The sequence below is a fragment of the Actinophytocola sp. genome (genome assembly GCF_036378875.1).
In the GTDB taxonomy this organism is placed as follows: domain Bacteria; phylum Actinomycetota; class Actinomycetes; order Mycobacteriales; family Pseudonocardiaceae; genus Actinophytocola.
Window position 1 is genome coordinate 1 of the sequence record NZ_DASUVO010000130.1, and the last position, 23,154, is coordinate 23,154.

The window sequence follows — 23,154 nt, forward strand, 5'->3', positions numbered from 1 at the left end:
GGCGCTTCGCGCCCGAAACCGCCCGTAGCCAGGGGCGGTCGCGACTTGGGCCGGCGGCCATGCGAGGAAGGACGCGTCCTTCATCGCCGCCAGCGTGAGAAACGCGTCCTTCACCACACCGCTCAAGCGTGCCGGCAGCGCACGAATGGCGTGTTCATGCCACGGGCGATGTCCCGAAAGACGCGCTCGTGTCGTTGAACGTCCCGATCGTCGCGTTCACCCGCACTCTCGCCGGCACCGGGGTCCGGGCCCAGGTGGTGTGTCCCGGGGTCGTCGCCACCGAGTTCAACGGGGGGCAGCGGACAGGACGTGCCGTTCGCGATGTCGGCGGAGGGTGTCGTCCGGGCCAGTCTCGCCCGGCCTGCGGCTGGGCGAGTCGGTCTGCGTCCCCGGCCTGGAGGCCCAGGCCGGGGCCCTTGACGCACTGGTCGCCGCCGAGATGGCCCTGATGATCGGCGCAACCGTCCGGTGCCGGCGAGCCGCTACGAGTCCGTGCCCGTCACGTGGTGATGGCCGGCTTGTTCGGCTTGATGTTGTGCCAGCGGTTGAAGATGTTGTCCGGGTCGAACTCGGCCTTGATGGCCGCCAGCCGGTCGTAGTTCTCCCGGCCGAACCCGGCGACCACCCGGTCGGCGCCCTCGTCGCCGATGAAGTTCAGGTAGGTGGCGCCGGTGCTCCACGGCTGTAGCGCGTCGCGCAGGTTGTGTGCCCAGCGCCGGGCTCGCTGGTCGTCTTCGGGGTTGTCCCACAGTCCCAGCGGGTGTGCGACCCACGGGGCGTCGCGGTTGGTCATCGGCCAGCCGGCGCCGTTGTGTTCGACCGCCCCGCGCCACGGGATCAGGATGTGCTGGGAGGGTGACGGCGTGACCATGTCGTCGGCGCACGCGCAGAACCGGCGCACGGCTTCGTCGGGGAGTTCGCTGAGGTACTCGGCGGACCAGTAGTTCCGGTAGCCGGGCGGGTCATCGAGCATGCACTGCAGGTCGGCGTAGGGGATGTCGGTCAGCACCTGGCCGGCGGGCGACAGTTCGAGCAGCGGCGCGACGAGGTCACGCAGCTCGGCCTCGGGACCGGTGTACGTGACGAGCGCGGCACAGCACAGGGTGCCGACCAGCTGTTCTGGGAGGAACTCCTCCGGCGGGCCGGTCAGGTACAGCACGGCGCCACCCGCCTCGTCCGGGGCCCGCGCCATGAGATCCCGATAGCGTGTGGTGACGGCTTCTCCTTCCGCCGCCGGCCAGACCAGTAGTGCGATCGAGAAGTCGGGCAGTGGGTGCAGCCGGAAGGTGAACGACGTGGCCACGCCGAAGTTGCCGCCACCGCCGTGCAGCGCCCAGAACAGGTCGGGGTTTTCGGTCTCACTCGCGGTGACGAGCCGTCCGTCGGCGAGCACCAGCTCCACCGACAGCAGGTTGTCGCACGCCAACCCGAACTTCCGTTCCACCCACCCGGATCCGCCGCCCAGCGTCAGGCCGCCCACACCGGTGGTGGAGACGCGGCCGCCGGTGGTGACCACCCCATGTGTCTGGGTCGTGCGGTCGAACACGCCCCACGTGGTGCCGCCGCCCACCACGGCCATCCGGTTGTCCGGGGACACCGTCACCGAGTTGATTCTTCGCAGGTCGAGCACCAGCCCGTCCTGGACCAGGCTCGCGCCGGCCACGCTGTGGCCGCCGCTGCGAACGGTCACCGGCATCCCGGCCTGCCGCGCGTAGGCGAGCGCTTCCCGTACGTCGCCGACGCTCTCACACCGCGCGATCAACGACGGTCTGGTCTCGACCGCCCCGTTGAAGATCGAACGCGCTTCCTCGTACTCGTCGTCGTCCCGGTTGAGCAACCTGCCACCGAAACGGCCGCGCAGATCGTTGATGTCCACCATGGCCCGGCCTCCTCCCGACCGTCCCTTTCAGACAGTCGTGGCACGCCGGGGACGCTACGCCGCACGGCGACACCGCGCGACACGGCTTGACCGCTCAGCAGACGGCGGCCATCCTCTCGGCCAGCGCGTCACGCGCGGTCGTGGGCCGTACCGGCCGGATCCGCTTCGCGTACTGGCCGTCCGGGGTGTCGGTGAGGAACTGAGCGACAGCGGCGGGTGGAGGCACGGTGTCCCCCTCGAGGTAGGCGAGAACGACGGGAGTCTCGGTGGGGGTGGTCTCCACCGCGAGGTACCAGCCGAGGCGTTCGTCCCACACCAGCATCAGGTCGTGGTCGGGGTGGGTCGCCCACCGCTGGTCGAGGCCCAGGTAGGCGGTGGCCGTGTCGGTCACCTCGTACCCGGTCGCCTCGGCCGACACGCCGATCGCGGCCGCCACCTGGCTGACATAGACGGCGAGTCGCGTACTGAGCGGCACCGGCTGCTGTGAGGGGTCGGCCAGGCCGAGCATGGACAGCAGCGCGGTGAAGTCCGTGCGGTCACGTGCGTTGCTGGCCACGGTCCGCACGGCCAGTCGCTGTTGGTCCGTCCGTTCCTGCTCCGCCCGCGCGCGGGCCGCGACGAAGTGGGACCTCGGTGTGGATGTCATGTGCTCCTGCCGGTCAGTCGTGGGTCGGCGGCCGGTGGGCGGTCGGCGCGCTCCGGTCGAGGTCTGCCTGCCGCAGGCGGAACACCTGCAGGTCGAGCCCGAAGTACTTGGTGGTCTCGCCGACCCAGTGCATGCCGTTCTCCCGGACCGTGGCGGCCGTGTGCGTGTTCTCCGGGCGGACGACCGCGAACACCTCGTCGACCTCGTGGCGGAACGCCCAGGACGCGAGGGTGAACACGGCCTCGTTGGCGTACCCGTTGCCCCACATCGCCGGGTCGAGGTGCCAGGCGATCTCGAGGTCCTCGTCGCCCGGTGGCAGGGGGAGCAGGGCCGCGCCGCCGATCACGCGCCCGTCCTGGGTGCGTTCGATCGCCCATCGGCCCGCCGGCGGGGCGAGCCGGGCGTCCTCGGCGATCCACTGCTGGAGCACCACCCGCATGGTCGCCAGGTCACGGACCTGGTCCATGGTCGGGTTCAGCCAGCGGGCCACCTCGGGGTGGCCGTAGATCTCCAACGCCGCGGGCGCGTCGTCGACCCGCCACGTGCGTAGCGTGAGCCGCTCGGAGGTGAGCTTCGCGGTCTTCATCCCGGTCGTCGCCGTCATCGCGGGTTACCGACCGGCCATCGCCGTGCGGCCGGGTTTCGTGAGCCGGGCCAGCCGTTGCGGCGTGGGCCAGCGGACCTGCCACACCCAGCCCAGCTTCTCGAACAGCCAGATGAGCCGGGCGGAGATGTCGATCTGGCCGCGAAGGACGCCGTGTCGCGCACAGGTGGGGTCGGCGTGGTGGGAGTTGTGCCACGACTCGCCCATGGACAGGATCGCCAGCGGCCAGAAGTTGGCCGACTTGTCCCGGCTCGTGAAGGGCCGCTCTCCGATCATGTGGCAGATCGAGTTCACCGACCAGGTCACGTGGTGCTGGAAGGAGACCCGGGCCAACCCGGCCCAGAGGAACCCCGTGAGCGCTCCCCACCAGGAAAGCGTGATCACGCCACCGAGCACGGCCGGGAGCAGCACGGTCAGCGTCACCCACAGGGGGAACAGCCGGTCGACGAGGCGGATGTCCCGGTCGGCGGCGAGGTCCGGGGCGAACCGGTCGATGTTGGTCTTGTCCCGGCCGAACAGCCAGCCCATGTGCGCGTGCCAGAAGCCACGGGCCAGCGCGAGCGGTGAGGTGCCGAACAACCAGGGAGAGTGCGGGTCGCCTTCCCGGTCGGAGAACGCGTGGTGGCGGCGGTGGTCGGCGACCCAGCCGATCACCGGTCCCTGCGCGGCGAGCCCACCGGCCACGGCGAGCATCGCCCGCACCCACCGCCTCGCCTTGAACGCGCCGTGGGTGAAGTAGCGGTGGTAACCGACGGTCACTCCGAGGGTGGAGACCGTGTAGAAGACGCCGGCGAGCATCAGGTCGACCCAGGTCATGCCCCAGCCCCAGGTGAGCGGGACGGCCGCGGCCAGAGCCGCGAAGGGGATGATCAGGAAGACGCGGATCGTCACCAGCTCGGCGAGGGAACGCTGCCCGGACAGCACCGGCTTCGGGGCGCCCCGAGGACTCTCGGGACGGGTGAGGAAAGTGGTCATGACGTGCTCATTCCGATGGGCGAAGGTATAGCTGCCCGACGGTCCGAGCAGTGCGAGGAGCGAATGATCAGGCGCACGCGGCCAGCTGCGCCGAACCCTCGGCCAGAACGGCCGCGAGGGTGAGGTCTTGTGATCCCGACGACATACGGGAACTCCCGTCCTCCGGTCGCGAGCGTGACCGGGCTGGGTACGTCGAGGACGAAGCCGACTCTGATGCCGGTATACGAGAGGCCATCGACACCGCAAGTCTACACCAACCGGCGCGGCGACCTCGTTTTCGCGGACGGCGGTGTAAGCTGGCTGGCACGGGGGCCTCTTCGAAGCGACGACGGATTCCGCGTAGCCCAAAACGGGAGAGCGCGACGCACGCGTCACTCGCGATGCCCGTCTGTCTTCCACTGTCTCGAAAGGACATTCATCATCAGCAACACACCGCCGTTCGGCGTTCAGTTCAGCCATCCGCTCGACGAGCAGGCACACAGCGGCACGCCAAGCAACCACATGGCGCACGAGAACCTGTTCCGCGAGCCGGAGTTCGCGCCAGGGACGACGAGTCCCGACGTCGACGAGCCGGCTCCCGCCCGCCGTGAGTACGACGTCAAGGCACGGCCCCGGCGGACGACGAGGCGCCGAACGGCCGCATGAGATCCGTTTCGGCGAGCCGCCACTGTTCGCATGTTGTGCGAACGCGCTCGCCGGCGAACGACCAACCTCGGTAACCGGACGGGGTATGGTCAGACCGTGTCCGAGGAACAGGGCGGTCCGGTGCTCGATTCGACGCTGGCCGAGTGGTTCACCGCCCGCGAGGAGACCACGCGTCATCTCCAGTCGGCGACGCCGCCTGTGGACACCGCCTGGGTGCAGCGTTTGGCGGATCTCCTGGCCACCGAGCGTTCATGGCAGGACCAGTACACGGAGTTGATCGCAGTCGGCAGGCGCGACGGCCGGTTTCCTCCTTCGAACCGCTGACGGCGTCGCGGTTCGGTCACTCCTCGCCCTGATGGGACGCCCGGTGTACGCGGTTGTTGCGGGGTTCCGTGCGGGTCTTGGCGTCGTCGACCTGACGGATCAGATCATCGCGAACCTCGTTGAGCGCCGCTGCCAACTCCCGTGCCGTTGACGTGGACACCAGGTGCAGGCGGGGAGTTCGGCTGACCCAGCATTCCAGCGTGACCCGCTGACCCGCGCCGTGCCGTTCCTTGAGACTGATCTGTAGCTCGACCTGCGTGTTCTCGAAGGACCGTAACCTCGACCCCAGTGAGGCCAGACGCCGGACGATCCAGTCGCGTTCGGACGACAGGAAGCCGGTGGCGAGGTGGAGTCGCTGGGCGATCACGGCCGGGTCGTCCTGGCTCTCGTTCATGCGAAGTCTCCGCTCATGCTGGGTGGCAATGCTGACGCCCTGGCCGATCCGCTGTCGATACCGTTGTTCGCGAGGATTTCTTCGACAGTGCTCATGTTTCCCGGTCCGGTCGCCGACCTCAGTACGGTGCGCGCGATGCCGCCCGGTGTGCTCGGTGGCACCACCAGCAGGCTCATCCGACGCTGGCCGGGGCCGACCACCGCGACGGTGTTCGCCTGGAGCGTCGACGAGCCGACCAGGCTGACCAACCAACCCTCCACGGTCAGCTCGTGTGCGGCCGCCTGCCAGTCGTCGGGGTGGTAGGTCACCCGACGGACCGGTCCGACCCACGAACTCATCGCCAGGACGAGTTCCGGGAACTCCGTCGCCGGATCGCGGGATCGTGGCCACCAGGCCCCGTCCACACCACCGCCGGCCCCGGTCCTCGGTTTCGCCCGCAACCGCACCTCGCTGCGTACGGGCACGCCTGGTGCGGGAGTCCTGAACTCCGGTATGTGTTTGGCGATCGGGGTGACGCGCTGGGGATGTGAGATGGACATGAATGGCCCGTTTCCTGGTTTGCCGGCGTGGTTGGCACCTCGAAACAGGAATGTCATCGTGTCCGGATCTTTGACAGTGTACTCGCGGTATTCCGTCGTGGGCTGGTACAGAGAAGTGGGCCCATCGAAAGGCGTGGCGTTGAGTCCCAGGTGGACAGTGCGTACGCCGTCCCGCGGCACCGGACCGGCCGCGGTGGCGAGAGCCCGGATCCACGGTGAGTCGGCAGCGGGTGACCGGTCGTGTGCGCTGAAGGCGTAGGGTGGGGGTGCGAATCCTTCGCGAGTCTCCCGGTGAGTCCGACACCGCTAGATCCGAGTACACATAGGACACACGGGAGCGGTGTGCAATGACTGACACATATCCGAACACGTCCGGACCGGGGCCTGCCGGCCAGGCTGTCGCCACCTGCTCGGCATGTGCTCATCCCTGGGGCGCACACGACCAGATCGCTGCCCGCTTCTGCGCCGCGACCACCGTGGGACACCACGAACGAGGCTGCGTCTGCGACGTGCCTCCTGTTGTCGAAACGGGTGTCAAAGCCGGTAGTGGAACCGGCTGAGGACACACGTGTCGACAGGCTCTGGCGAAGCGGTTCGCCAGAGCCTGTCAACTCGCTACTCCGTTGCCCTGCTCGTGTAGCTGAGCGTGGCCGACCACGTCCCGGCCACCCAGTTCGCCACTCTCCGTGTTCAAATGTGACGGACTGGTGGCGAGGGTCAGCTGGTCGGCTCGTCCGGGCCGACCAGCCAGGTCATCGTCACCGTCGTGCCGTGGTCCGACGGGGTTATGTCCGCCGTGGTGCTGAGGCCGCGGACAAGGGTCAGACCGTGGCTGCGGAAGCCGCGGTCCGCCGGCGGGATCCGCCAGTGGCCGTGATCCACGACGGTGACCGTGACCTCGTCGCCCGTGTGGCCCGCGTACACCTCGATGAGGCCCCCGTCGTCCTCGCTGTAGCCGTGTTCGACGCTGTTGGCCAGCACCTCGTAGCCGCTCAACACGATCGCGTGAACGGTGTCGGAGTCGAGCCCCTCCTCGGTCGCCCACTCGGCGAGCATCCGGCGCATCGGCCCCAGGTCGTCTCTGGAAAGAACTCCGCTGGACAGCAGTCCTCCCCTGATTGCCTCACTCCCGTTGCGGGTCACATCGACTCCTCACGCCGTCCAGACCTAGGTGTACCCGTCGCGATGGGCCACACACGTTTCTGGGTGGGTCGGCAGCCGGGACCGCTGATGCCGTGTATGCTGAACTTGGTCGTTAGTTTTGTGTTCGTGTTTCTTGCGCGCTCGCGAAACGTTGTTGCGAGCGTTCGCGTTTCTCCAGGTTGGTGAAGCCGGCCGGTCGCACACAACCCGGTCCGCCGCACCAGCGGTGTTCCGCGCTCCAACCTGTCGAGGAGAAATTATGGCTCAGGGTGTCGTGAAGTGGTTCAACTCCGAGAAGGGGTTCGGCTTCATCGCCCCTGACGACGGCTCCGCCGACGTGTTCGTGCACTACTCGGAGATCCAGGGCGGCGGTTTCAAGTCCCTGGAAGAGAACCAGCGCGTGCAGTTCAACGTGGGCCAGGGCCAGAAGGGCCCGCAGGCAACCGCCGTCACCCCCATCTGATCTGATCCGGGCAACGCCCGGATGTTCTACCGCCAACGGCAGGTCCCGGCACAGTTCGGGGCCTGCCGTTCGGCATTTTCAGACCGTTACCGCGTGCTGCTCGCGGTACTCGATCGGGGTGCACCCGAAATGACGGCGGAACAGCCTGCTCAGATGCGCTCCGTCACAGAAGCCCCAGCGGTAGGCGATCTCCGCGATCGAGCGGCCGCTCAGCGCCAGTTCCCTGGCGCACTCACGTAACCGCTGGTCACGCACGCCGGCAGCGAAGGTGGTCCCGGTCGACGTGTACAGCTGATGCAGCGAACGCACCGAGATGCCGAGGTGTGCCGCGACCTCCTGCGCGGTGATCCGGCCGCACGTCAACCGGTCCGCGACGAACCGGCTCGCCGCCACGCGCAACGCCTGCCGACGCCCGGGGGCCAGTCCGTCCGCGGGGATGTCGAAGGCACCCAGCGCGGTGGCCAGGACATCGCCGTAGGCCCGGTCCATCGCCGCCCGTGCCCCCGTGTCGAGCTGATCCTGGACTGACCAGAGTGAGGTCATCATCGACGCGGCGACCAGCCCCGGCCCCGAGCGCGCGTCGACGGTCACCCCGGTGACGGGTGCGTCGACGGGCAGCGACGCGAAGAGTTGCTCGCGCGGCACCCGGAACGAGAGCACCTGCCAGTCACCCGCGCCGGGGGACTCGGTGAACTCCAACGTGTAGGGACGCGTCGTGTCGAACACGGCGAACGTGCCGGGCTCGACCACACAGCGACGACCGTCCTGCTCACCATGACAGGTTCCGGCCAGTTGGAGGTTCACGAACACGACCTCCTCCGGTGCGCGCCGCACCTCCGACCTGCCGTGGACGAGCCGCTGCGTGCACGACGCGATCTCGGCGCAGTTGGTCGTGGCGAGACGGGCCGAGCGAACCCAGCCCGGCATCCCCGATGCGTGCTCGCTGCGTTGGAGGTGCGCACGTGTGCGGACCGGCGCGAGCGGGGTGAAGGCCTCGCAGACGACGTCCGCCCAGTAGCTGAACTGCTCGTCACGGGGAAGTTCTTGAGTGTCCCAGTACATCCTCGACCCACCTCATCGTGCACTCTCGTCCAAGCCTGACCGCACGAACGTCCATGCCCGCCCCTCGTGACGGGTCGACACTCGTGCCATGTCGATTGACTTCACTCTCAGCGAGGAACAGCTCGGGCTGCAAGAGGCAGCGCGCACCTTCGCGGCGAAGACACTGTCGGTCGTGGCCGAGGTGATCGCGCCCATTCCGACGCCGGACCAGCGTTTCTACGCGATCAAGCCGTTCTACCAGGAGATGGTCGACGCCGGGTTCCTCAAGGCGCTGCTGCCCACCGCCGTGGGTGGCACGAGCATGGCGCAGCTGGACTTCGCGCTCGCCGCGGAGGAACTGTCCAAGGTGGACATCAACACGCCGACCGCCCTGCTGGCCACCGGGCTCGGTCTGCAACCGATCATCAGGTTCGGCTCGGCCGAACAGCAGGTGACGTTCCTGCGGCCCTTCACCGGAACCGAGCCGCTCACCGCCGCCTTCGCGTTCACCGAGGTGACCGGTGGCGCGAACTTCGACTCCGCCGACCCGGCCGCCACCGGCGTCCAGACAGTGGCCACTTTGGACGGTGGCGAGTGGGTTATCAACGGCGCCAAGCACTACACCACCAACGGCACCGGTTGGGACGGGCTCGGTCCCGACGTCATGACCGTGGTCTGCCGCACCGATCCGAGCAAACCACCGCAGGAGTCCCTCGCCGTGATCATCGTGCCGCGCGGCACCCCGGGATTCGAGGTCACCGGCGTCATCGACACGATCGGACATCGCGCCACCATCTCGCCGCGGATCACGTTCACGGATGTCCGCGTGCCGGCCGGAAACATCATCGGCAGACCGGGCGACGGCATGGAGATCGTCCGCAAGGCCTTCAACTGGACAGCGTCGGCGATCGGCGCCGCGTGCGTCGGCCGGATGCGGGCCGCGTTCGACTACGCCTACGAGTTCGCCAGGACCGACAAGCGATCCGGCCCGGTGCCCGTCATCAACTACCAGAACGTCGGCTACATGCTCGTCGACATCAAGACCAGGATCGAAGCCGCCCGGTACTTCACCTGGAAGGCATGCCACCACTTCGATGTCACCGGCGGCGACGACGAGGAGCTCGGCCACATGGTCAAGATCTTCTGCTCCGAACTGTCCGTACAGGTCGTCTACGACGCCATGCGTCTCGTCGGCGTCGACTCGTACACCGACATGACTCCGGTCGCCGGCATCATGCAGGACGTGCTGTGCTTCCCGGTGTACGACGGCGGCAACATGGGTGTGCGCCGGCGCCAGCTCCACGCGCTGCTCAGCAGGCCGGACTACGACCCGGTGGCGTCGGCACAGGGCAGGCTCGCCGCCCCTCACCCGCCGATGTAGGACATCTCGACGGGTTCGCTCCGGGGTAGTGTCCCGCGCAGGTCCGAGTAGCGATCGTCCCGGGCACGCCACAGCCCGGCGACCGCGGACCGCAGGTCCACATCGGACGCCCCGGAGCGCAGCAACGCCCGCAGGTCCGTGCCCCCGGACGAGAACAGGCATGTGTGGACCTTCCCTTCGGCCGAGAGCCGGGCCCTGGTGCAGGTTCCGCAGAACGGCCGCGTCACCGAGCCGATGACACCGATCTCACCGCTTCCGTCGCGGAAGCGGTACCGGGTGGCCACCTCCCCGGGGTGCGTCGCGCCGAGGGGCTCGAGCGGGTAGCGGTCGTCGATCACGCGGACGATCTCGCCCGCGGGCAACACCTCGCCGAGCCGCCACTCGTTCGTCGCCCCGACGTCCATGAACTCGATGAACCGGACAATGTGGCCGGTGCCTCGGAACCGTTCGACCATCCCCAGCACGGAATCGTCGTTGACGCCCCGTTTCACCACCATGTTCACCTTGACCGGGGTGAGTCCGGCGCGGGCGGCTGCGTCGATCCCGTCGAGGACCCGGCGCACCGGCACCGCGGTGTCGGCCAGTGCCCGGAACACCGCGTCGTCGAGCGAGTCCAGGCTCACCGTCACCCGCCGCAACCCGGCCGCCGCGAGACGTTCCGCCATGGACGGGAGAAGCACCCCGTTGGTCGTCATCGCGAGGTCGACTCCGGGAAGGCGGGCGAGCATCCGGACCAGGTCCTCCACCCCGCGCCGCAGCAGTGGCTCGCCGCCGGTGAGCCGGATCTTGCGCACGCCGAGTGAGACGAACTGCGTAGCGAGGCGGGTGATCTCCTCGAAGGTCAGCAGGTCGGCCCGGTCGATGTAGGAGTGCGCGGCGCCGAAGTGCTCGCGGGGCATGCAGTACCGGCAGCGCAGGTTGCAACGGTCGGTGATGGAGATCCGCAGGTCACGAAGCGGGCGGCCACGGCGGTCGGTCATCGCGCCACCCTGCCAGATCGCCGGCGACCACATCGGACACCGAGCGACAGGTCCTTGACCCGCGGCGACATTTTTCCCGGCTGTCACACCGCGCGGGCTAGAATTCTCGCTGAGCTGGGGCCCGCCGGAGGTCGAGCGAGGTTTGGTCATGGCTGTGGTGTCGAGCGAAACCGCGACGAACCGGCAGGACGTCTGGCGTGACCTTCTCCGTGACCACTTCGTCACTCTGGATGTCGTCGACGCTCAACGGGACGCCTTCGACGGCGCGGTGCGCAGCGAGAACCTCGCCCACCTCCAGATCTCGGACGTCCGCTCGATCAACCAGGACATCATCCGGTCCACGGAACTGCTGAGACGGGACCGCGAGCGGTACCTGCAGGTCGGCCTGATCCTGACGGGCGGGGCCCGCGTCGAGCAGGACGGCCGCTCGGCGGTGCTGGGCCGGGGCGACTTCGTCGTCTACGAGACGGAACGACCGTTCGAGTGGCGGCTTCGTTCGGGCACACAGTGGGATCTGGCCGTCTTCACCTGGCCACGAGACACGATCCAGCTCAGCGAAAGCGAGTCGGCGGCGCTCACCTGCCACACGCTGTCGGGCGCCACCGGCATCACCGGTGTGCTGAGCAGAATGCTGACCGACCTGCTCACCGCCAAGCCGACCCTCAGCGGCGCGGCCGCCGCCCGAATCGCCGACGAGGTGGGGGAGCTGGTGACGACCGTGGCCGAGGAGGCATGCGGGCGCGCCGCCGAAACCGACCGCCACGCGGGCCTGCTACGGCAGGTCGACGCCTACATCGACGAGCACCTTGGCGACCCGGACCTGTCCCCGACACTCGTCGCGCAGGCGCATTTCCTTTCGACACGCCAACTCCAGCGAATGTTCGCGAGCCGGGGACAGACCGTCACCCAGGTGATCCGACGCCGACGGCTCGAACGGTGCCGCCGCGACCTGCTCACCTGCCGTGGCGGCGAGCCAACCCTCACCGCGGTCTGTTTCCGTTGGGGGTTCACCGATCTCGCCGTGTTCAGCCGCGCGTTCCGCGAGGCCTACGGCATGTCACCGACGGCGTACCGATCCCAGGCCCGATAACCTGAAACGGGCAACAGGTCGGAGGTGACCGTATCGGTCTCGCATGGCGGCGGTCGCGGCGGTTGACTGACCGGCGACACCTGGACCGGATGGTGCGGGAGCCACGGCGCCAACAGTCCGAGACTGGCCACGACCCTCAACAACCCGGCCTTGGCGCTTCGGGATCTCGGCCGGGCGGAGTCGTTGCCGCTGTTGGCGCGGGCTTTGGCGATCACCGAGGCGGCCCAGGTATGGCGCATCCCGCCGTGTCGATCCGACTGAACAATCTCGCGCTGTCGCTGCGGGACCTGGACCGTCCCGGTGAAGCGGAGCCGTTGCTGCGACGAGCGCTCACCATTGACGAGGCGGCCGGCGACCGTGCGGCGATAGTCCGGGACCTCAATCATCTCGGTGGCACTCTTGGTGAAAGGGCGACCTGGAGCCGGCGGTGGGGCCGGACCATCCGACGCGGCGTTGCTCCGCGACAACCTCGCCAACCTGGACTGACAGACCGCTGGCGTCAGTGGGTCAGCCGAGCGCGGTGAAGGTCGCGCCGAGCCCTTTCAGTGCCGCGGCGACCTCCGCGTCGTCCGTGTCGTCGGATGCCCACCAGACGTGCCCGTCGGGCCGTACGAGCACGACCGCGGCGGTGGTCCACGCCTGTTCGCCGACGACGACGTCGATGCCCGACGCCGCCGCGAGAGCGGTGACCTCCCCGGCCAGGGTGCCCGTTGTGTCCAGTAGGACCGGTCGGCCCGAGCGCAGAAGCGTGAAGAGACCAGGAACCCGCGTGCCGGTGAGTGGGTGCCCGGCCGACGGGTAGGCAACGTCCAGTGCGGACAGCATGCGGGCCAGGGTGAGCGAGAACTCGGGCACCGTCGCGATCAGTGTGCTCAGTAGCGACCGCAGCGCCATGCCGTCCGGGGTGGTCGCGGTGATCAGCGCGGACTGGGCGAGAGTGTGCTCGGCGAGCTTCTCGCCGACCGGGTGGCGCTCGTCGTGGTAGTCGTCCAGCAGGGCGGGGTCCGCGTCGCCGCGTGCCACGGCGGCGAGGCGCCAGCCGAGGTTCATCGCGTCCTGGACACCGACGTTGAGGCCGACACCGCCCGCCGGGAGGTGCATGTGCGCCGCGTCGCCCGCCAGCAGGACCCGTCCACTGCGGTAGGTCCGCGCGACCCGTGTGGCGTTGCCGAACCGGGACAGCCAACTCGGATCGTGCATCCCGAAGTCGCTGCCCGCCACGCGGATCGCGGTGGCCCGCAGGGCCTCCAACGTGAACGGGCCGGGCGCTCCGTCGTCGTGCGCGTCGACGCCCGCGATGCGGTGCCGGCCTCCGCGCACCGGGACGGAGATGAGGGCGCCGTGTTCGTTGTGGGCGCTGCGCACCGCTGGGGAGGTGAGGTGCACCTCGCCGACGTAGCCGTAGGACGTGGTGTCGGTGCCGGGGAACGCGATGCCCGCGGCCTTGCGGACGGTGCTGCCGGCGCCGTCCGCGCCCACGACGTAGCTCGCGGTACGGGTGTGCTCGCCGTCCGGTCCGGACACCCGCAGCGTCACGCCGTCGCCGTCCTGCTCGAGCCCGGTCACCGTGTGGCCGCGCAGGATCCGCGCGCCCAGCGCGATCGCGTGCTCCTCCAGCAGTTCCTCCGTGCGGACCTGGGGGATGGCGAGCATGAACGGGTAGGGCGTGTCCAGCACGCTGAAGTCCAGGCGGCTTTCCAGCATCCCGAAGTGCCAGTTCGGCACCGGAACGCCCTCGTCGAGGAACCGCTGGTCCAGGCCGCGCATCGCCAGCACCTCCAGCGTGCGCGGGTGCACGCCCAACGCCTTGGAGTGCGGACTGCGTTCGGTCGCGCTCTCCAGGACCACGACCGGAACACCGGCCAGGGCCAGCTCGGCCGCCGTCCACAGGCCGACCGGGCCCGCGCCGACCACGACTACATTTGACTGGGTAGTGCCTACATTCATAAGAACGACCATACTACCAAATTCGGAGGTAGTATCCGGCGCATGGTTGTACGCGGCTACCAGTCACAGGTGCGGGCCAAACAGGCCGAGGACACCAGGCGATCGATCGTCGAGGCAGCCGCGGCGCTGTTCGCGGAGCGGGGCTACGCCAGGACCAGCGTCGCCGCCGTCGCGGCCGCCGCCGGGGTCGCCGTGAACACCGTCTACACCAGCGTCGGCGGCAAGTCCGCGCTGATCATGGCGATGTCCGAGGACGGCGCCACCGATCCCGTGGCGGTGGAGACCGAACGCAGGGTCGCCGAGTCCGAGGATCCACGCGAGATCCTGCGGCTCGTCGCCGAGGGCACCGGCCAGGTACGCAGGCGACGGCAGCAGACGATCGCGATCCTGTTGGACAACCGGACCGCGGGCCCGGACGTGGCGGCGGCCGCCGACCTCGCTACCCGTGCCGTGCGCGACCGGTTCAAGGTCGTGGCCGCACGCCTGCTCACCGTCGGCGGCCTGCGCGAAGGGCTCACCCGCAAACAGGTCGAGCAGACGTTGTGGTTCTACTTCGGATTCGAGGCGTGGCGCACCGTCCGCGACTTCGGCTGGAGCTGGCACGACTCGGCCGCCTGGCTGGCCGAGCAGTCCGCGAACGCGCTGTTGCCACCGGAACTCTAGGCTGCGTCGCTGGAGTGGCCCGGTTCTCTGTGCAGTGACGGGTCGACCAGGGGAGCGAGGTTGTTCACCGCGAGTGCGGCCTCGCCGAAGCCGACCGAGATGAGGGCGACCTTGCCGGCGTAGCCGGCGATGTCACCGGCCGCGTACACGCGTGGCCGGCTGGTGCGCATGGTCCGGTCGACCGCGATGTGCCGGTTGCGCATCTCCAGTCCCCACGTGGTGAGCGGGCCGAGGTTCGCGACGAAACCGAGTGCCGCCACCACGGCGTCCACCCGCAGGCACTCGATCGTGCCGGTTTCCACGTTGCGGATCTCCACCTGCTCGACCCGGTTCGCTCCGCTCATTCGGTGCACCTCGTGCGGTGTGTACAGCCGTGTCGACGACGCGCGCAGCAACCGCACGCTGTGCTCGTGCGCCCGGAACCGGGCCCGGCGGTGGACCAGCGCGACGCTCCGCGCGAGCGGTTCGAGGGCGAGTGCCCAGTCCACAGCGGAGTCACCGCCACCGACGATCACCACGTCCGCGTCCGTCAGTTCGGCCGGCCTCGGCACGAAGTAACGCAGACCTCGGTTTTCGTACTCGCCGCCGGTCGGCAACGGACGTGGCTGGAAGCTACCGATCCCGCCGGTGATCAGGACGGCCTTCGCCGTCACCGTCGTCCCGCGACTGGTGGTGACGGTGACGGCGTCGGCCGAGTCGTTGATTGTCTGAGCGGTCTCGCCGAGCAGGTAACGCGGCTTGACCTGCGCTGCCTGCTCGGCCAGGGCGTCGACGAGATCCTGCGCCCGTACGGCGGGAAAGCCGGCGATGTCGTAGACCTTCTTCTCCGGATACAGCGCGGACATCTGACCACCCGGCTGTTCCAGGGCGTCGACCACGGTGACCGACAGGCCGCGGAACCCCGCGTAGTAGACGGCATAAAGGCCAACCGGGCCCGCGCCGACGATCAGCAGGTCCGTCTCAGCCACTGGAGTCCTCACGCTGTTCGAAGAACTCGGTCGCGGCCGCCGTGAAGTGTGCCAGCTCCGCCGGGAGCTTGTGTTCCCAGAAGATGGCGTCGCTCGGGCACACCGGCACGCATTTTCCACAGTCGACGCATTCGTCCGGGTGGATGTACATCATCCGGTCGCCCTCGTAGATGCAGTCCACGGGGCATTCCTCGACGCACGACTGGTCCATGATGTCCACGCAGGCATCGGTGACGACGTAGGCCATGGGCGTTCAGGCCTTCTCGATCTGGACGAGGGTGTCCGAAAAGGTCGGTGCGTTGCCAAGGTCGGCGAACGCGACCGGGTTCACCGACGCCACTGTGGACAGTGACGTCGCGTGCATGCGCCACGCGCCGTAGGCCGACACCGTCACCCCGGTCAGCACCGACGGGTCGACCTTGGCCTTCATCACGAACGAACCGCGGTCGTTGAACACACGCACGTCGTCGTCGGTGACGATCCCGCGGGCCGACGCGTCCGACGGGTGGATGAGGATCGCGGCGTCCCCCTGCACGCGGCGGTGGAAGGGTAGGTTGCCGTCGCTGGAGTTCAGGTAGGCGTGTGGCTTCGGGGTGAGCAGGTTGAGCGGGTACTTCGCGGCCAGCTCGGGATTCGTGTGTGCCGCCTCGCGGGGCGGGATGTAGTGCGGCAGCGGGTCGACCGGCGTGCCCGGCTGGTGGTCGTTGGATCCCTGCCGGAACAGCGGCACCACGAAGTTCCCGCCCGCCGCCGCTGAGGAGACGAACTCCACCTTCCCCGACGCGGTCGGGAAACCACCCTCGGCGTGCGGGGCGTACTCGTCCGGCGGCGGCACCGACAAGCGCTGCCAGCCCCGCTCCTTCAGCGACTCGACGGTGATACCCCGCATGGCGGGTGCCGACCAGTCGAACGCCTCGGCGATCATGTCGGCGTCCGTGCGTTGGAAGACCGGATCGGTGAACCCCATCCGGGCGGCGAGGCGTCGGAACAGCTCGGTGTTCGGCACCGCCTCGCCGAGCGGCTCGATCGAGCGGTGGTTGTAGGTGACGTAGAGGTGCCCCCAGGAGAACATGATGTCGTCCTGCTCCAGCTGTGTGGTGGCGGGCAGCACGATGTCGGCCAGCTCGGCGGTGTCGGTCATGAACTGTTCACTGACCACAGTGAACAGATCCTCCCGCCGCAGCCCCTCGACCAGCTTGTCCTGGTCCGGGCACACCACGACCGGGTTGGTGTTGTACACCATCAGCGCCTTGATGGGCGGATCCAGTTTCATGCCGCCGGTGAGCGCCGCACCGAGCAGGTACTGGTTGACGATCCGCTTGCCGGGTTCGAGCATCTCCGGGTGCATCATGGCACCCCAGTTCACCGGGAACGCCCACAGCGGCAGCTGCAGAATGCCACCGCCCGGCTTGCGCCACGCGCCAACCAGCGCGGGCAGGCAGGACAGGGCGCGCACTGCCTGCCCGCCGCCGGCGTGCCGTTCCACCGCCACCCCGATGCGGATCACCGACGGCTGACCGCCCGCGTACTCCCGCGCGAGGCGGCGAATGTCCTCGGCGGGCACCCCGGTCTCCTCGGCCGCCCATTCCGGCGTGTACTGCCGTACCCGCTCGACGAGCTGGTCGTATCCGACGGTGTGGTTGGCGACGTAGTCGTCGTCGGTCAGGCCCTCGTTGATGATCACGTGCATCATCGCCATGGCCAGCGCGCCGTCGGTGCCCGGCCGGATCGGGATGTGCCAGTCAGCCGCCTTCGCGGTGCGGGTCCGTACCGGGTCGACCACCACGACCTTCGCCCCACGCTTGCGGGCCTCCGCGATGACGGGCCACAGGTGCAGGTTCGTGCTCATGATGTTGCAGGCCCAGACGAGGATGAACCTCGAGTGCACGATGTTCTCGGGGTCCACCCCCGCGCTGTCGCCGATCGTCATCATGTACGCGGTGCAGGAACCCGAGTCGCAGTAGGTCCGCTCCGCGATCGTGGCGCCGAGCTTGGCGAAGAACGGGTCGCCGACGTTCAGCCCGTTCAGGATCCCCTGCGTCCCGAGGTAGCTGACCGGCATGATCGCTTCCGGCCCGTACTCCGCCGAGATCGACCGGAACCGCTTCGAGATCTCGTCCAGTGCCGCGTCCCAGCTGATCCGCTCGAACCGGCCGCTCCCTTTCGGACCCGTGCGCCGCATCGGGAACAGCACCCGGTCCGGGCTGTACACGCGGTCGAGATAGTTGTCGACCTTCACGCACAGCCCGCCACGGGTGAACGGATGCTCGTGATCACCCGTCACCGACACGGCCCTGCCGTCCTGAACGGTGATCGTCAATGCGCAGGTGTCGGGGCAGTCGTGCGGGCACGCGCCACGCACCACCTCCGTACCGGTCGGCACTGTTGCGGTCATGAGGGTCTCCTCGGATCCGGGTCTGACCCGATGGTCGTGGAACGGGTGCGACACGAGTTGGCAGGAAGCGACAGGTTCTTGTCGGGGCGCGACAGGACGCGACTGTCAGAGTTGGACGTTCACGGCCTTGGTCTGCGTGTACAGCTCCAGCGCGGCCTCGCCGAGCTCGCGGCCCCACCCCGACTGCTTGTACCCGCCGAACGGGATCGCGGAGTCGAACCCGTTGTAGCAGTTGACCCACACGCTGCCGGCCTTGATCTGGCGGGCCAGCCGGTGTGCCTTGGAGATGTCCCTGGTCCAGATCCCGGCCGCGAGCCCGTACGTGGAGTTGTTGGCCGCGCCGACCGGGCCGTCGTCGACACTGAACGGCATCGCGGCCACGACAGGACCGAAGATCTCCTCGCGGACGACGCTCATGTCGTCGCGCACGTCGACCAGCACGGTGGGCTCGACGTAGTACCCGGTGTCGCCGACGCGCTGGCCGCCGGTGAGCGCCCGGGCGCCGTCGGCCCGGCCCTGGTCGAGGTAGCCGGTGATGCGGTCGAGCTGTTCCTGGGACACCACCGGGCCCAGCTGTGAGGTCGGGTCGAGGCCGGGACCGATCTTGACCTGACTGGCGAACTCGGCGACGCCCTGTGTGAACTCCTCGAAGATCGAGTCCTCGACGAACAGCCGCGTTCCGGCCACACAGGACTGTCCGTGGTTGAACAGCCAGGCGTTGGCCGAACCCGCGATCGCGGCCTCGAGATCGGCGTCGGCGAAGACGATGTTGGGGCTCTTGCCGCCGAGTTCGAGGGACACCTTCTTCAGGTTGCCCTGCGCGGCCTCCACGATCTTCTTGCCGACCTCGGTCGAGCCGGTGAACGCGACCTTGTCGACGTCGTCGTGCGCGGCGAGTGCGGCGCCCGCGTCCCCGAACCCGGTCACGATGTTGACCACGCCGTCGGGGAGACCGAGCTCGCACAGGATCTCGCCGAGCAGCAGGGCGGTCAGCGGGGTCTGCTCGGCCGGCTTGAGCACGACGGTGTTGCCGGTGGTCAACGCGGGCGCGATCTTCCACGACGCCATCAGCAGCGGGAAGTTCCACGGAATGATCTGCCCGCAGACGCCGACCGGCTCGCGCAGCGTATAGGCGTGCCACTCCGAGCCCGGCATCCACGGCACCGACGGCGTGATCGTCCGGCCCTCGATCTTGGTGGCCCAGCCCGCGTAGTAGTGGAACACGTTGGCCGCCCACACCACGTCGACCGCCGCGGCGATCACCGCGGACTTGCCGTTGTCGATGGACTCCAGCTGACCGAACTCCTCGGCCCGCGCCAGCAGGGCGTCGCCCACCTTCCACAGCAGACTCTGGCGTTGGGTCGGGGTGAATCGGCTCCACGGTCCTTCGAAGGCCCGCCGCGCCGCCGCCACCGCGCGGTCGATGTCCGTCGCGTCCCCGTGCGCGACGTCGGTGATCCGCTCACCGGTCGCGGGGTCGTAGGTCGGGAACACGCGGCCGGACGCCGCGTCGACCCACTCGCCACCGATCAGGAGCTTCTTGTTGGTGGAGACGAAATCGCGCACCGACGCCAGCACCGGAGCATCCGCTATCGCTGTCACCCGTACCTCCTCGTACCCGGGATGTGACAAGGGTGATTCTGGGTCGGATGATCGCTTGCTAACTGTCCGAATCCCGGACAGTGATCCCGAGGCCGCGGATGCGACTGTAGAGAGTGGACCTGCTGATACCCAGGTATGCCGCCGCGTGCACCTTGTTCCCGCCGAACGCACGCAAGGCGTTGGTGATCGCGTCGTGTTCGGCCTGCTCCCAGGCACTCAACCGATGAGCACGCTCCCGGTACGCGGCTGGCAGGTCGGCGGGCACGATGTCGCCCACCGACCGGGACTCGGCGGCGTGTCGCACCACGGCCGCCAGTTCGCGCAGGTTCCCGGCCCACGGCTGACTTTCCAGCACCCGCAGGGTTTGAGGGGTGAAACGTGACGAGACATCGGTCAGCATCGCCCGGGCCAGCCCCGGGATCTCGTCACGGCGGCTGCGTAACGGGGGCAGCTCCACTCTGGCCACGAACCGGGCCATCAGCGCCGGGTCCGCTTGCGGTGTGGTGGTGATCGCCACCCAACTGTCCGAGGTGTCCAGAGCGCGGACCAGCCAGGCGGCGACGACGGGGGAGAGCAGGTGCGCCGACTCCACCGCGACCAGCCCGGAATGCTTGTCCAGCAACCGTTCCAGCCGCGCGCACCAGCCGCTCTCGCCCGCCACCGGTACATCGGCGGCGTCCATCACGGCGACCGGCTCCTCGCCGGCCAGGTAGCGGATGCCAGTGGTCCGGCCGGTGCCGGGTTCGCCGCGGAGCGCCACACGGCTCCGGGACGAACGGAACTCGCGCAGCTCCCGCTCCACGGCCGCCGGCAGCACTCCCGCGGCGACGCGTTTCTTCCGGGGAATGGCCGTACGCGCGGACGCCCGGGGGAGGATCTCGAACAACGCGCCCGATGACCCGGCGACCGGCTCGACACGGACGTCGACCTCGGTGCCCGCGGCGAGCCTGACTGTCTGGTTAGGACCGTCCCGCGACATGAGTTCGCGCAGCAGCACGTGGTCGGCCGCGTCGAGGATCTCCGCGGCCGCGGCGTTGGCCAGCACCACGCCGTCGCCGAGCGCGACGACGGGGCGCCCGCGGCGCTGCGCGGCCTGGAACGCGACGAACAGCCGCCGCTCGGCCTCGCGTGAACCATCCAGCAGCCGCTGCTCGATGCCGTCGACCGCGCGGCGCAGAAACGGCCCCAGCAGGGGAGTCGACTCCGTGGCCAGACAGGTTATGTCCAGCACACCCTCCAGGCGCCGGGTCGCCGGGTGCAGGATCGGCTGGCCGTAGCAGGTGAACTTCTTGAACGCCTCGAGGTAGTGCTCGGCACCGTGCACCACGATTCCCTTGCGCAGCTCGAAAGGCGTGGCGATGGCGTTGGTCCCGGTGATCTCCTCGGCGAAGCGGCAGCCGACCCCGATCCCGATGTCGTCGAGCACTCGTTCGACCGATCGCGTGCCGAACCGGCGGTCGACGATCCGCGAGTCGCGGTCGGCGAGCACGACGGCGAAGCCGGCGTCGGCCAGCTGCAGGGCGATCTCGTCGAGAACCGGCGTGGCCGCCCGCATCAGGCGGCTGCGCCGGTCGATGTCGGCGACGGCGAACTCGAACGGCCGTGCCGGGTCGAGGCCGTACAGCTCGGCTCGCCGCCAGGACTGCGCGATCTCCGGGCGCAGCGTGTCACTCGATCGCACTCGGCGCCCTGAGGTCGGGGAACTGGTCGTCGCGCCATTCGGTGTCGATGGGCCCGCCCGCCGCCTTCTCGCGAGCGCGGAGCTCGACGCGGCGGATCTTGCCGGAGATGGTCTTGGGCAGCTCGAAGAACTCGATGCGCCGCACTCGCTGGTACGGGGCCAAATTCGCGCGGGCGTGGCGCAGGATCGACAGCGCCGTCTCCTTCGTGGGCTCGTGTCCGGGCGCCAGCGCGATGTACGCCTTGGGGATCGCGAGCCGGATCGGGTCGGGCGCCGGCACCACCGCGGCCTCCGCCACCGCGGGATGCTCGATGAGCACGGACTCCAGCTCGAACGGGCTGATCTTGTAGTCGCTGGCCTTGAAGACGTCGTCGGTGCGGCCGATGTAGGTGATGTAGCCGTCCGCGTCGATGCTCGCGACGTCGCCGGTGTGGTAGAAGCCGTCCGCCATGGCCTCGGCGTTGCGTTCGGCGTCACCCTGGTATCCGGTCATCAGCGGCAGTGGACGCTGGGCGAGATCCAGACAGATCTCGCCCTCGCCAGGGCCGGACAGTGCCTGGCCGGTGATCGGGTCGACCAGCACCACGGGAACACCCGGCAGGGGACGGCCCATCGAACCCGGTCGCACCTCCGAACCCGGCGTGTTGCCGACCTGGGCCGTTGTCTCGGTCTGGCCGAACCCGTCCCGGATGGTCAGGCCCCACGCACGGCGAACCTGCTCGATCACCTCCGGGTTGAGCGGTTCGCCCGCGCCGACGGCCTCCCGCAACGCGGCCGGGCGGTCACCCAGGTCGGCGTTGATCAGCATCCGCCACACCGTCGGCGGGGCGCAGAACGAGCTGACCCCGCGCTCCCGGAGTTGGCCGAGGAGGGCTGGCGCGTCGAACCGGCGGTAGTTGTAGACGAAGACGGTCGCCTCGGCGATCCATGGCGCGAAGAAACACGACCACGCGTGCTTGGCCCAACCCGGAGAGGAGATGTTCAGGTGCACGTCGCCCGGCCGCAGCCCGAGCCAGTACATCGTGGACAGATGACCGACCGGATAGGACACCTGCGTGTGCTCGACCAGCTTGGGCCGTGACGTGGTACCGGACGTGAAGTACGACAGCAACGGATCCCCGGGTGCCGTGCCGGGATGCTCGACCGGCGTGTGCGCGAGGGTCGCGGCGTCGCGCAGGTCGGCCCACCCGTCGGCCGGGCCGACGCTGACGCGTGTGTAGTCCCCGGGCACCTGGTCGAACTTGGCCGTGTCGGCGGCGTTGCAGATGACGTGCCGGGCGCGGCCACGGGCGATGCGGTCGGCGAGGTCGGCGGGCCCCGCCGCGGTGGCGGTCGGCATGATGACCGCGCCGAGCTTCATGATCGCGAGCATGGCCTCCCACAGCTCGACCTGGTTGCCGAGCATGAGCACCACCGGATCGCCCCGGCGGACACCGCGCTCGGCCAGCCACGCCGCCAGCCGGTCGGAGGCACGGGACATGTCCGCGAACCCGCGCTCGGTGGCGGACCCGTCCTCCTCGACGATCACCAGCGCCGGCCGGTCGTTGTCGCGGGCGATGGCGTCGAACCAGTCCACCGCCCAGTTGAACCGCTCGCCCAACTCCGGCCAGCGGAACTCCGCCACGGCGCGGGCATGTTCGCCGCGCAACGCCAGCAACTGGTCCCGGCTCGCCCGATAGCTGTCGATCACGTTCATGTGGATGATTGTGCGACCGCACCCGATGCTCGACTACTCACCGATGGGGGTAGCTACCCCCGAACGGGGGTGGTCCGAAGTCGACGGATCGACGCCCC

At 69.0% G+C, this 23,154-nt stretch carries 24 protein-coding genes; 7 read left to right on the plus strand and 17 right to left on the minus strand.

What is annotated here, in order from left to right:
* Positions 1-499: 499 nt before the first annotated feature.
* The 4 genes from VF106_RS37150 to VF106_RS37165 all read right to left on the minus strand — a co-directional run bounded on the left by VF106_RS37150 (position 500) and on the right by VF106_RS37165 (position 4,104).
* Positions 500-1,879 (minus strand): FAD-binding oxidoreductase, encoded by a 1,380-nt coding sequence (locus VF106_RS37150; protein ID WP_330844646.1) that lies wholly within the window; start codon positions 1,877-1,879, stop codon positions 500-502.
* Between the two features lie 94 nt (positions 1,880-1,973).
* A complete protein-coding gene (locus VF106_RS37155; protein WP_330844647.1) occupies positions 1,974-2,525 on the minus strand; it encodes a DUF6292 family protein in 552 nt (183 codons plus the stop codon).
* A 13-nt stretch (positions 2,526-2,538) separates the two neighbouring features.
* Positions 2,539-3,129 (minus strand): GNAT family N-acetyltransferase, encoded by a 591-nt coding sequence (locus VF106_RS37160; protein WP_330844648.1) that lies wholly within the window; start codon positions 3,127-3,129, stop codon positions 2,539-2,541.
* A gap of 6 nt (positions 3,130-3,135) precedes the next feature.
* On the minus strand, positions 3,136-4,104 hold the full coding sequence (locus VF106_RS37165; protein WP_330844649.1) for an acyl-CoA desaturase: 969 nt from the start codon (positions 4,102-4,104) through the stop codon (positions 3,136-3,138).
* Between the two features lie 501 nt (positions 4,105-4,605).
* Here VF106_RS37165 and VF106_RS37170 point away from each other — a divergent pair.
* Together VF106_RS37170 and VF106_RS37175 are read left to right on the plus strand one after the other, a co-directional pair.
* On the plus strand, positions 4,606-4,749 hold the full coding sequence (locus VF106_RS37170; RefSeq protein WP_330844650.1) for a hypothetical protein: 144 nt from the start codon (positions 4,606-4,608) through the stop codon (positions 4,747-4,749).
* A 96-nt stretch (positions 4,750-4,845) separates the two neighbouring features.
* Positions 4,846-5,073 (plus strand): hypothetical protein, encoded by a 228-nt coding sequence (locus VF106_RS37175; RefSeq protein WP_330844651.1) that lies wholly within the window; start codon positions 4,846-4,848, stop codon positions 5,071-5,073.
* A 16-nt stretch (positions 5,074-5,089) separates the two neighbouring features.
* Here the strand turns inward: VF106_RS37175 and VF106_RS37180 are convergent, their stop codons facing one another.
* On the minus strand, positions 5,090-5,467 hold the full coding sequence (locus VF106_RS37180) for an HPF/RaiA family ribosome-associated protein (protein ID WP_330844652.1): 378 nt from the start codon (positions 5,465-5,467) through the stop codon (positions 5,090-5,092).
* Positions 5,464-6,006 (minus strand): DUF5994 family protein, encoded by a 543-nt coding sequence (locus VF106_RS37185; protein ID WP_330844653.1) that lies wholly within the window; start codon positions 6,004-6,006, stop codon positions 5,464-5,466. Before VF106_RS37185 ends, VF106_RS37180 begins: the two co-directional genes overlap by 4 nt.
* A 347-nt stretch (positions 6,007-6,353) precedes the next feature.
* Between VF106_RS37185 and VF106_RS37190 the strand changes: the two genes are divergently transcribed.
* Positions 6,354-6,566, plus strand: a complete 213-nt coding sequence (locus VF106_RS37190) for an RGCVC family protein (protein ID WP_330844654.1) — start codon at positions 6,354-6,356, stop codon at positions 6,564-6,566.
* A gap of 157 nt (positions 6,567-6,723) precedes the next feature.
* Here the strand turns inward: VF106_RS37190 and VF106_RS37195 are convergent, their stop codons facing one another.
* Entirely contained in the window at positions 6,724-7,149 is a 426-nt protein-coding gene (locus VF106_RS37195; protein ID WP_330844655.1) for an ATP-binding protein, read from the minus strand.
* A 259-nt stretch (positions 7,150-7,408) separates the two neighbouring features.
* Here VF106_RS37195 and VF106_RS37200 point away from each other — a divergent pair, with 259 nt between their 5' ends.
* Complete coding sequence (locus VF106_RS37200; protein WP_330844656.1) at positions 7,409-7,612, plus strand: cold-shock protein; 204 nt, start codon at positions 7,409-7,411, stop codon at positions 7,610-7,612.
* 78 nt (positions 7,613-7,690) lie between these two features.
* Here the strand turns inward: VF106_RS37200 and VF106_RS37205 are convergent, their stop codons facing one another.
* Positions 7,691-8,674, minus strand: coding sequence for a helix-turn-helix domain-containing protein (locus tag VF106_RS37205; protein WP_330844657.1), 984 nt, complete (start codon positions 8,672-8,674; stop codon positions 7,691-7,693).
* A gap of 88 nt (positions 8,675-8,762) precedes the next feature.
* Between VF106_RS37205 and VF106_RS37210 the strand changes: the two genes are divergently transcribed.
* Entirely contained in the window at positions 8,763-10,034 is a 1,272-nt protein-coding gene (locus tag VF106_RS37210; protein ID WP_330844658.1) for an acyl-CoA dehydrogenase family protein, read from the plus strand.
* Here the strand turns inward: VF106_RS37210 and moaA are convergent.
* Positions 10,019-11,014: a GTP 3',8-cyclase MoaA gene (gene moaA / locus VF106_RS37215; protein WP_330844659.1), complete on the minus strand. Its 996-nt coding sequence runs from the start codon at positions 11,012-11,014 to the stop codon at positions 10,019-10,021. The genes VF106_RS37210 and moaA overlap by 16 nt on opposite strands.
* A 148-nt stretch (positions 11,015-11,162) precedes the next feature.
* On the opposite strand from moaA, the gene VF106_RS37220 reads away from it, so the two are divergent.
* On the plus strand, positions 11,163-12,104 hold the full coding sequence (locus VF106_RS37220) for a helix-turn-helix domain-containing protein (protein ID WP_330844660.1): 942 nt from the start codon (positions 11,163-11,165) through the stop codon (positions 12,102-12,104).
* Here the strand turns inward: VF106_RS37220 and VF106_RS37225 are convergent.
* Positions 12,062-12,490 carry a hypothetical protein gene (locus VF106_RS37225; RefSeq protein ID WP_330844661.1) on the minus strand — a complete coding sequence of 143 codons (429 nt, stop codon included), beginning with the start codon at positions 12,488-12,490 and terminating at the stop codon, positions 12,062-12,064. The two genes, VF106_RS37220 and VF106_RS37225, sit on opposite strands and share 43 nt — an antisense overlap.
* A 121-nt stretch (positions 12,491-12,611) precedes the next feature.
* On the minus strand, positions 12,612-14,051 hold the full coding sequence (locus tag VF106_RS37230; RefSeq protein WP_330844662.1) for an FAD-dependent monooxygenase: 1,440 nt from the start codon (positions 14,049-14,051) through the stop codon (positions 12,612-12,614).
* A 42-nt stretch (positions 14,052-14,093) separates the two neighbouring features.
* On the opposite strand from VF106_RS37230, the gene VF106_RS37235 reads away from it, so the two are divergent.
* Positions 14,094-14,714: a TetR/AcrR family transcriptional regulator gene (locus tag VF106_RS37235; RefSeq protein ID WP_330844663.1), complete on the plus strand. Its 621-nt coding sequence runs from the start codon at positions 14,094-14,096 to the stop codon at positions 14,712-14,714.
* Here VF106_RS37235 and VF106_RS37240 read toward each other — a convergent pair.
* From VF106_RS37240 to VF106_RS37265, 6 genes are all read right to left on the minus strand, one after another.
* Entirely contained in the window at positions 14,711-15,682 is a 972-nt protein-coding gene (locus VF106_RS37240) for an NAD(P)/FAD-dependent oxidoreductase (protein ID WP_330844664.1), read from the minus strand. The two genes, VF106_RS37235 and VF106_RS37240, sit on opposite strands and share 4 nt — an antisense overlap.
* Positions 15,675-15,929, minus strand: a complete 255-nt coding sequence (gene fdxA, locus VF106_RS37245) for a ferredoxin (protein WP_330844665.1) — start codon at positions 15,927-15,929, stop codon at positions 15,675-15,677. The genes VF106_RS37240 and fdxA overlap by 8 nt, the downstream gene beginning before the upstream one ends.
* A gap of 6 nt (positions 15,930-15,935) precedes the next feature.
* Entirely contained in the window at positions 15,936-18,077 is a 2,142-nt protein-coding gene (locus VF106_RS37250; RefSeq protein ID WP_330844666.1) for a molybdopterin-containing oxidoreductase family protein, read from the minus strand.
* 105 nt (positions 18,078-18,182) lie between these two features.
* Positions 18,183-19,679, minus strand: a complete 1,497-nt coding sequence (locus tag VF106_RS37255) for an aldehyde dehydrogenase family protein (protein WP_330844667.1) — start codon at positions 19,677-19,679, stop codon at positions 18,183-18,185.
* 58 nt (positions 19,680-19,737) lie between these two features.
* Positions 19,738-21,360: a sigma-54-dependent Fis family transcriptional regulator gene (locus tag VF106_RS37260; protein ID WP_330844668.1), complete on the minus strand. Its 1,623-nt coding sequence runs from the start codon at positions 21,358-21,360 to the stop codon at positions 19,738-19,740.
* Entirely contained in the window at positions 21,347-23,056 is a 1,710-nt protein-coding gene (locus VF106_RS37265) for an AMP-binding protein (protein ID WP_330844669.1), read from the minus strand. The genes VF106_RS37260 and VF106_RS37265 overlap by 14 nt, the downstream gene beginning before the upstream one ends.
* Positions 23,057-23,154: the final 98 nt, after the last annotated feature.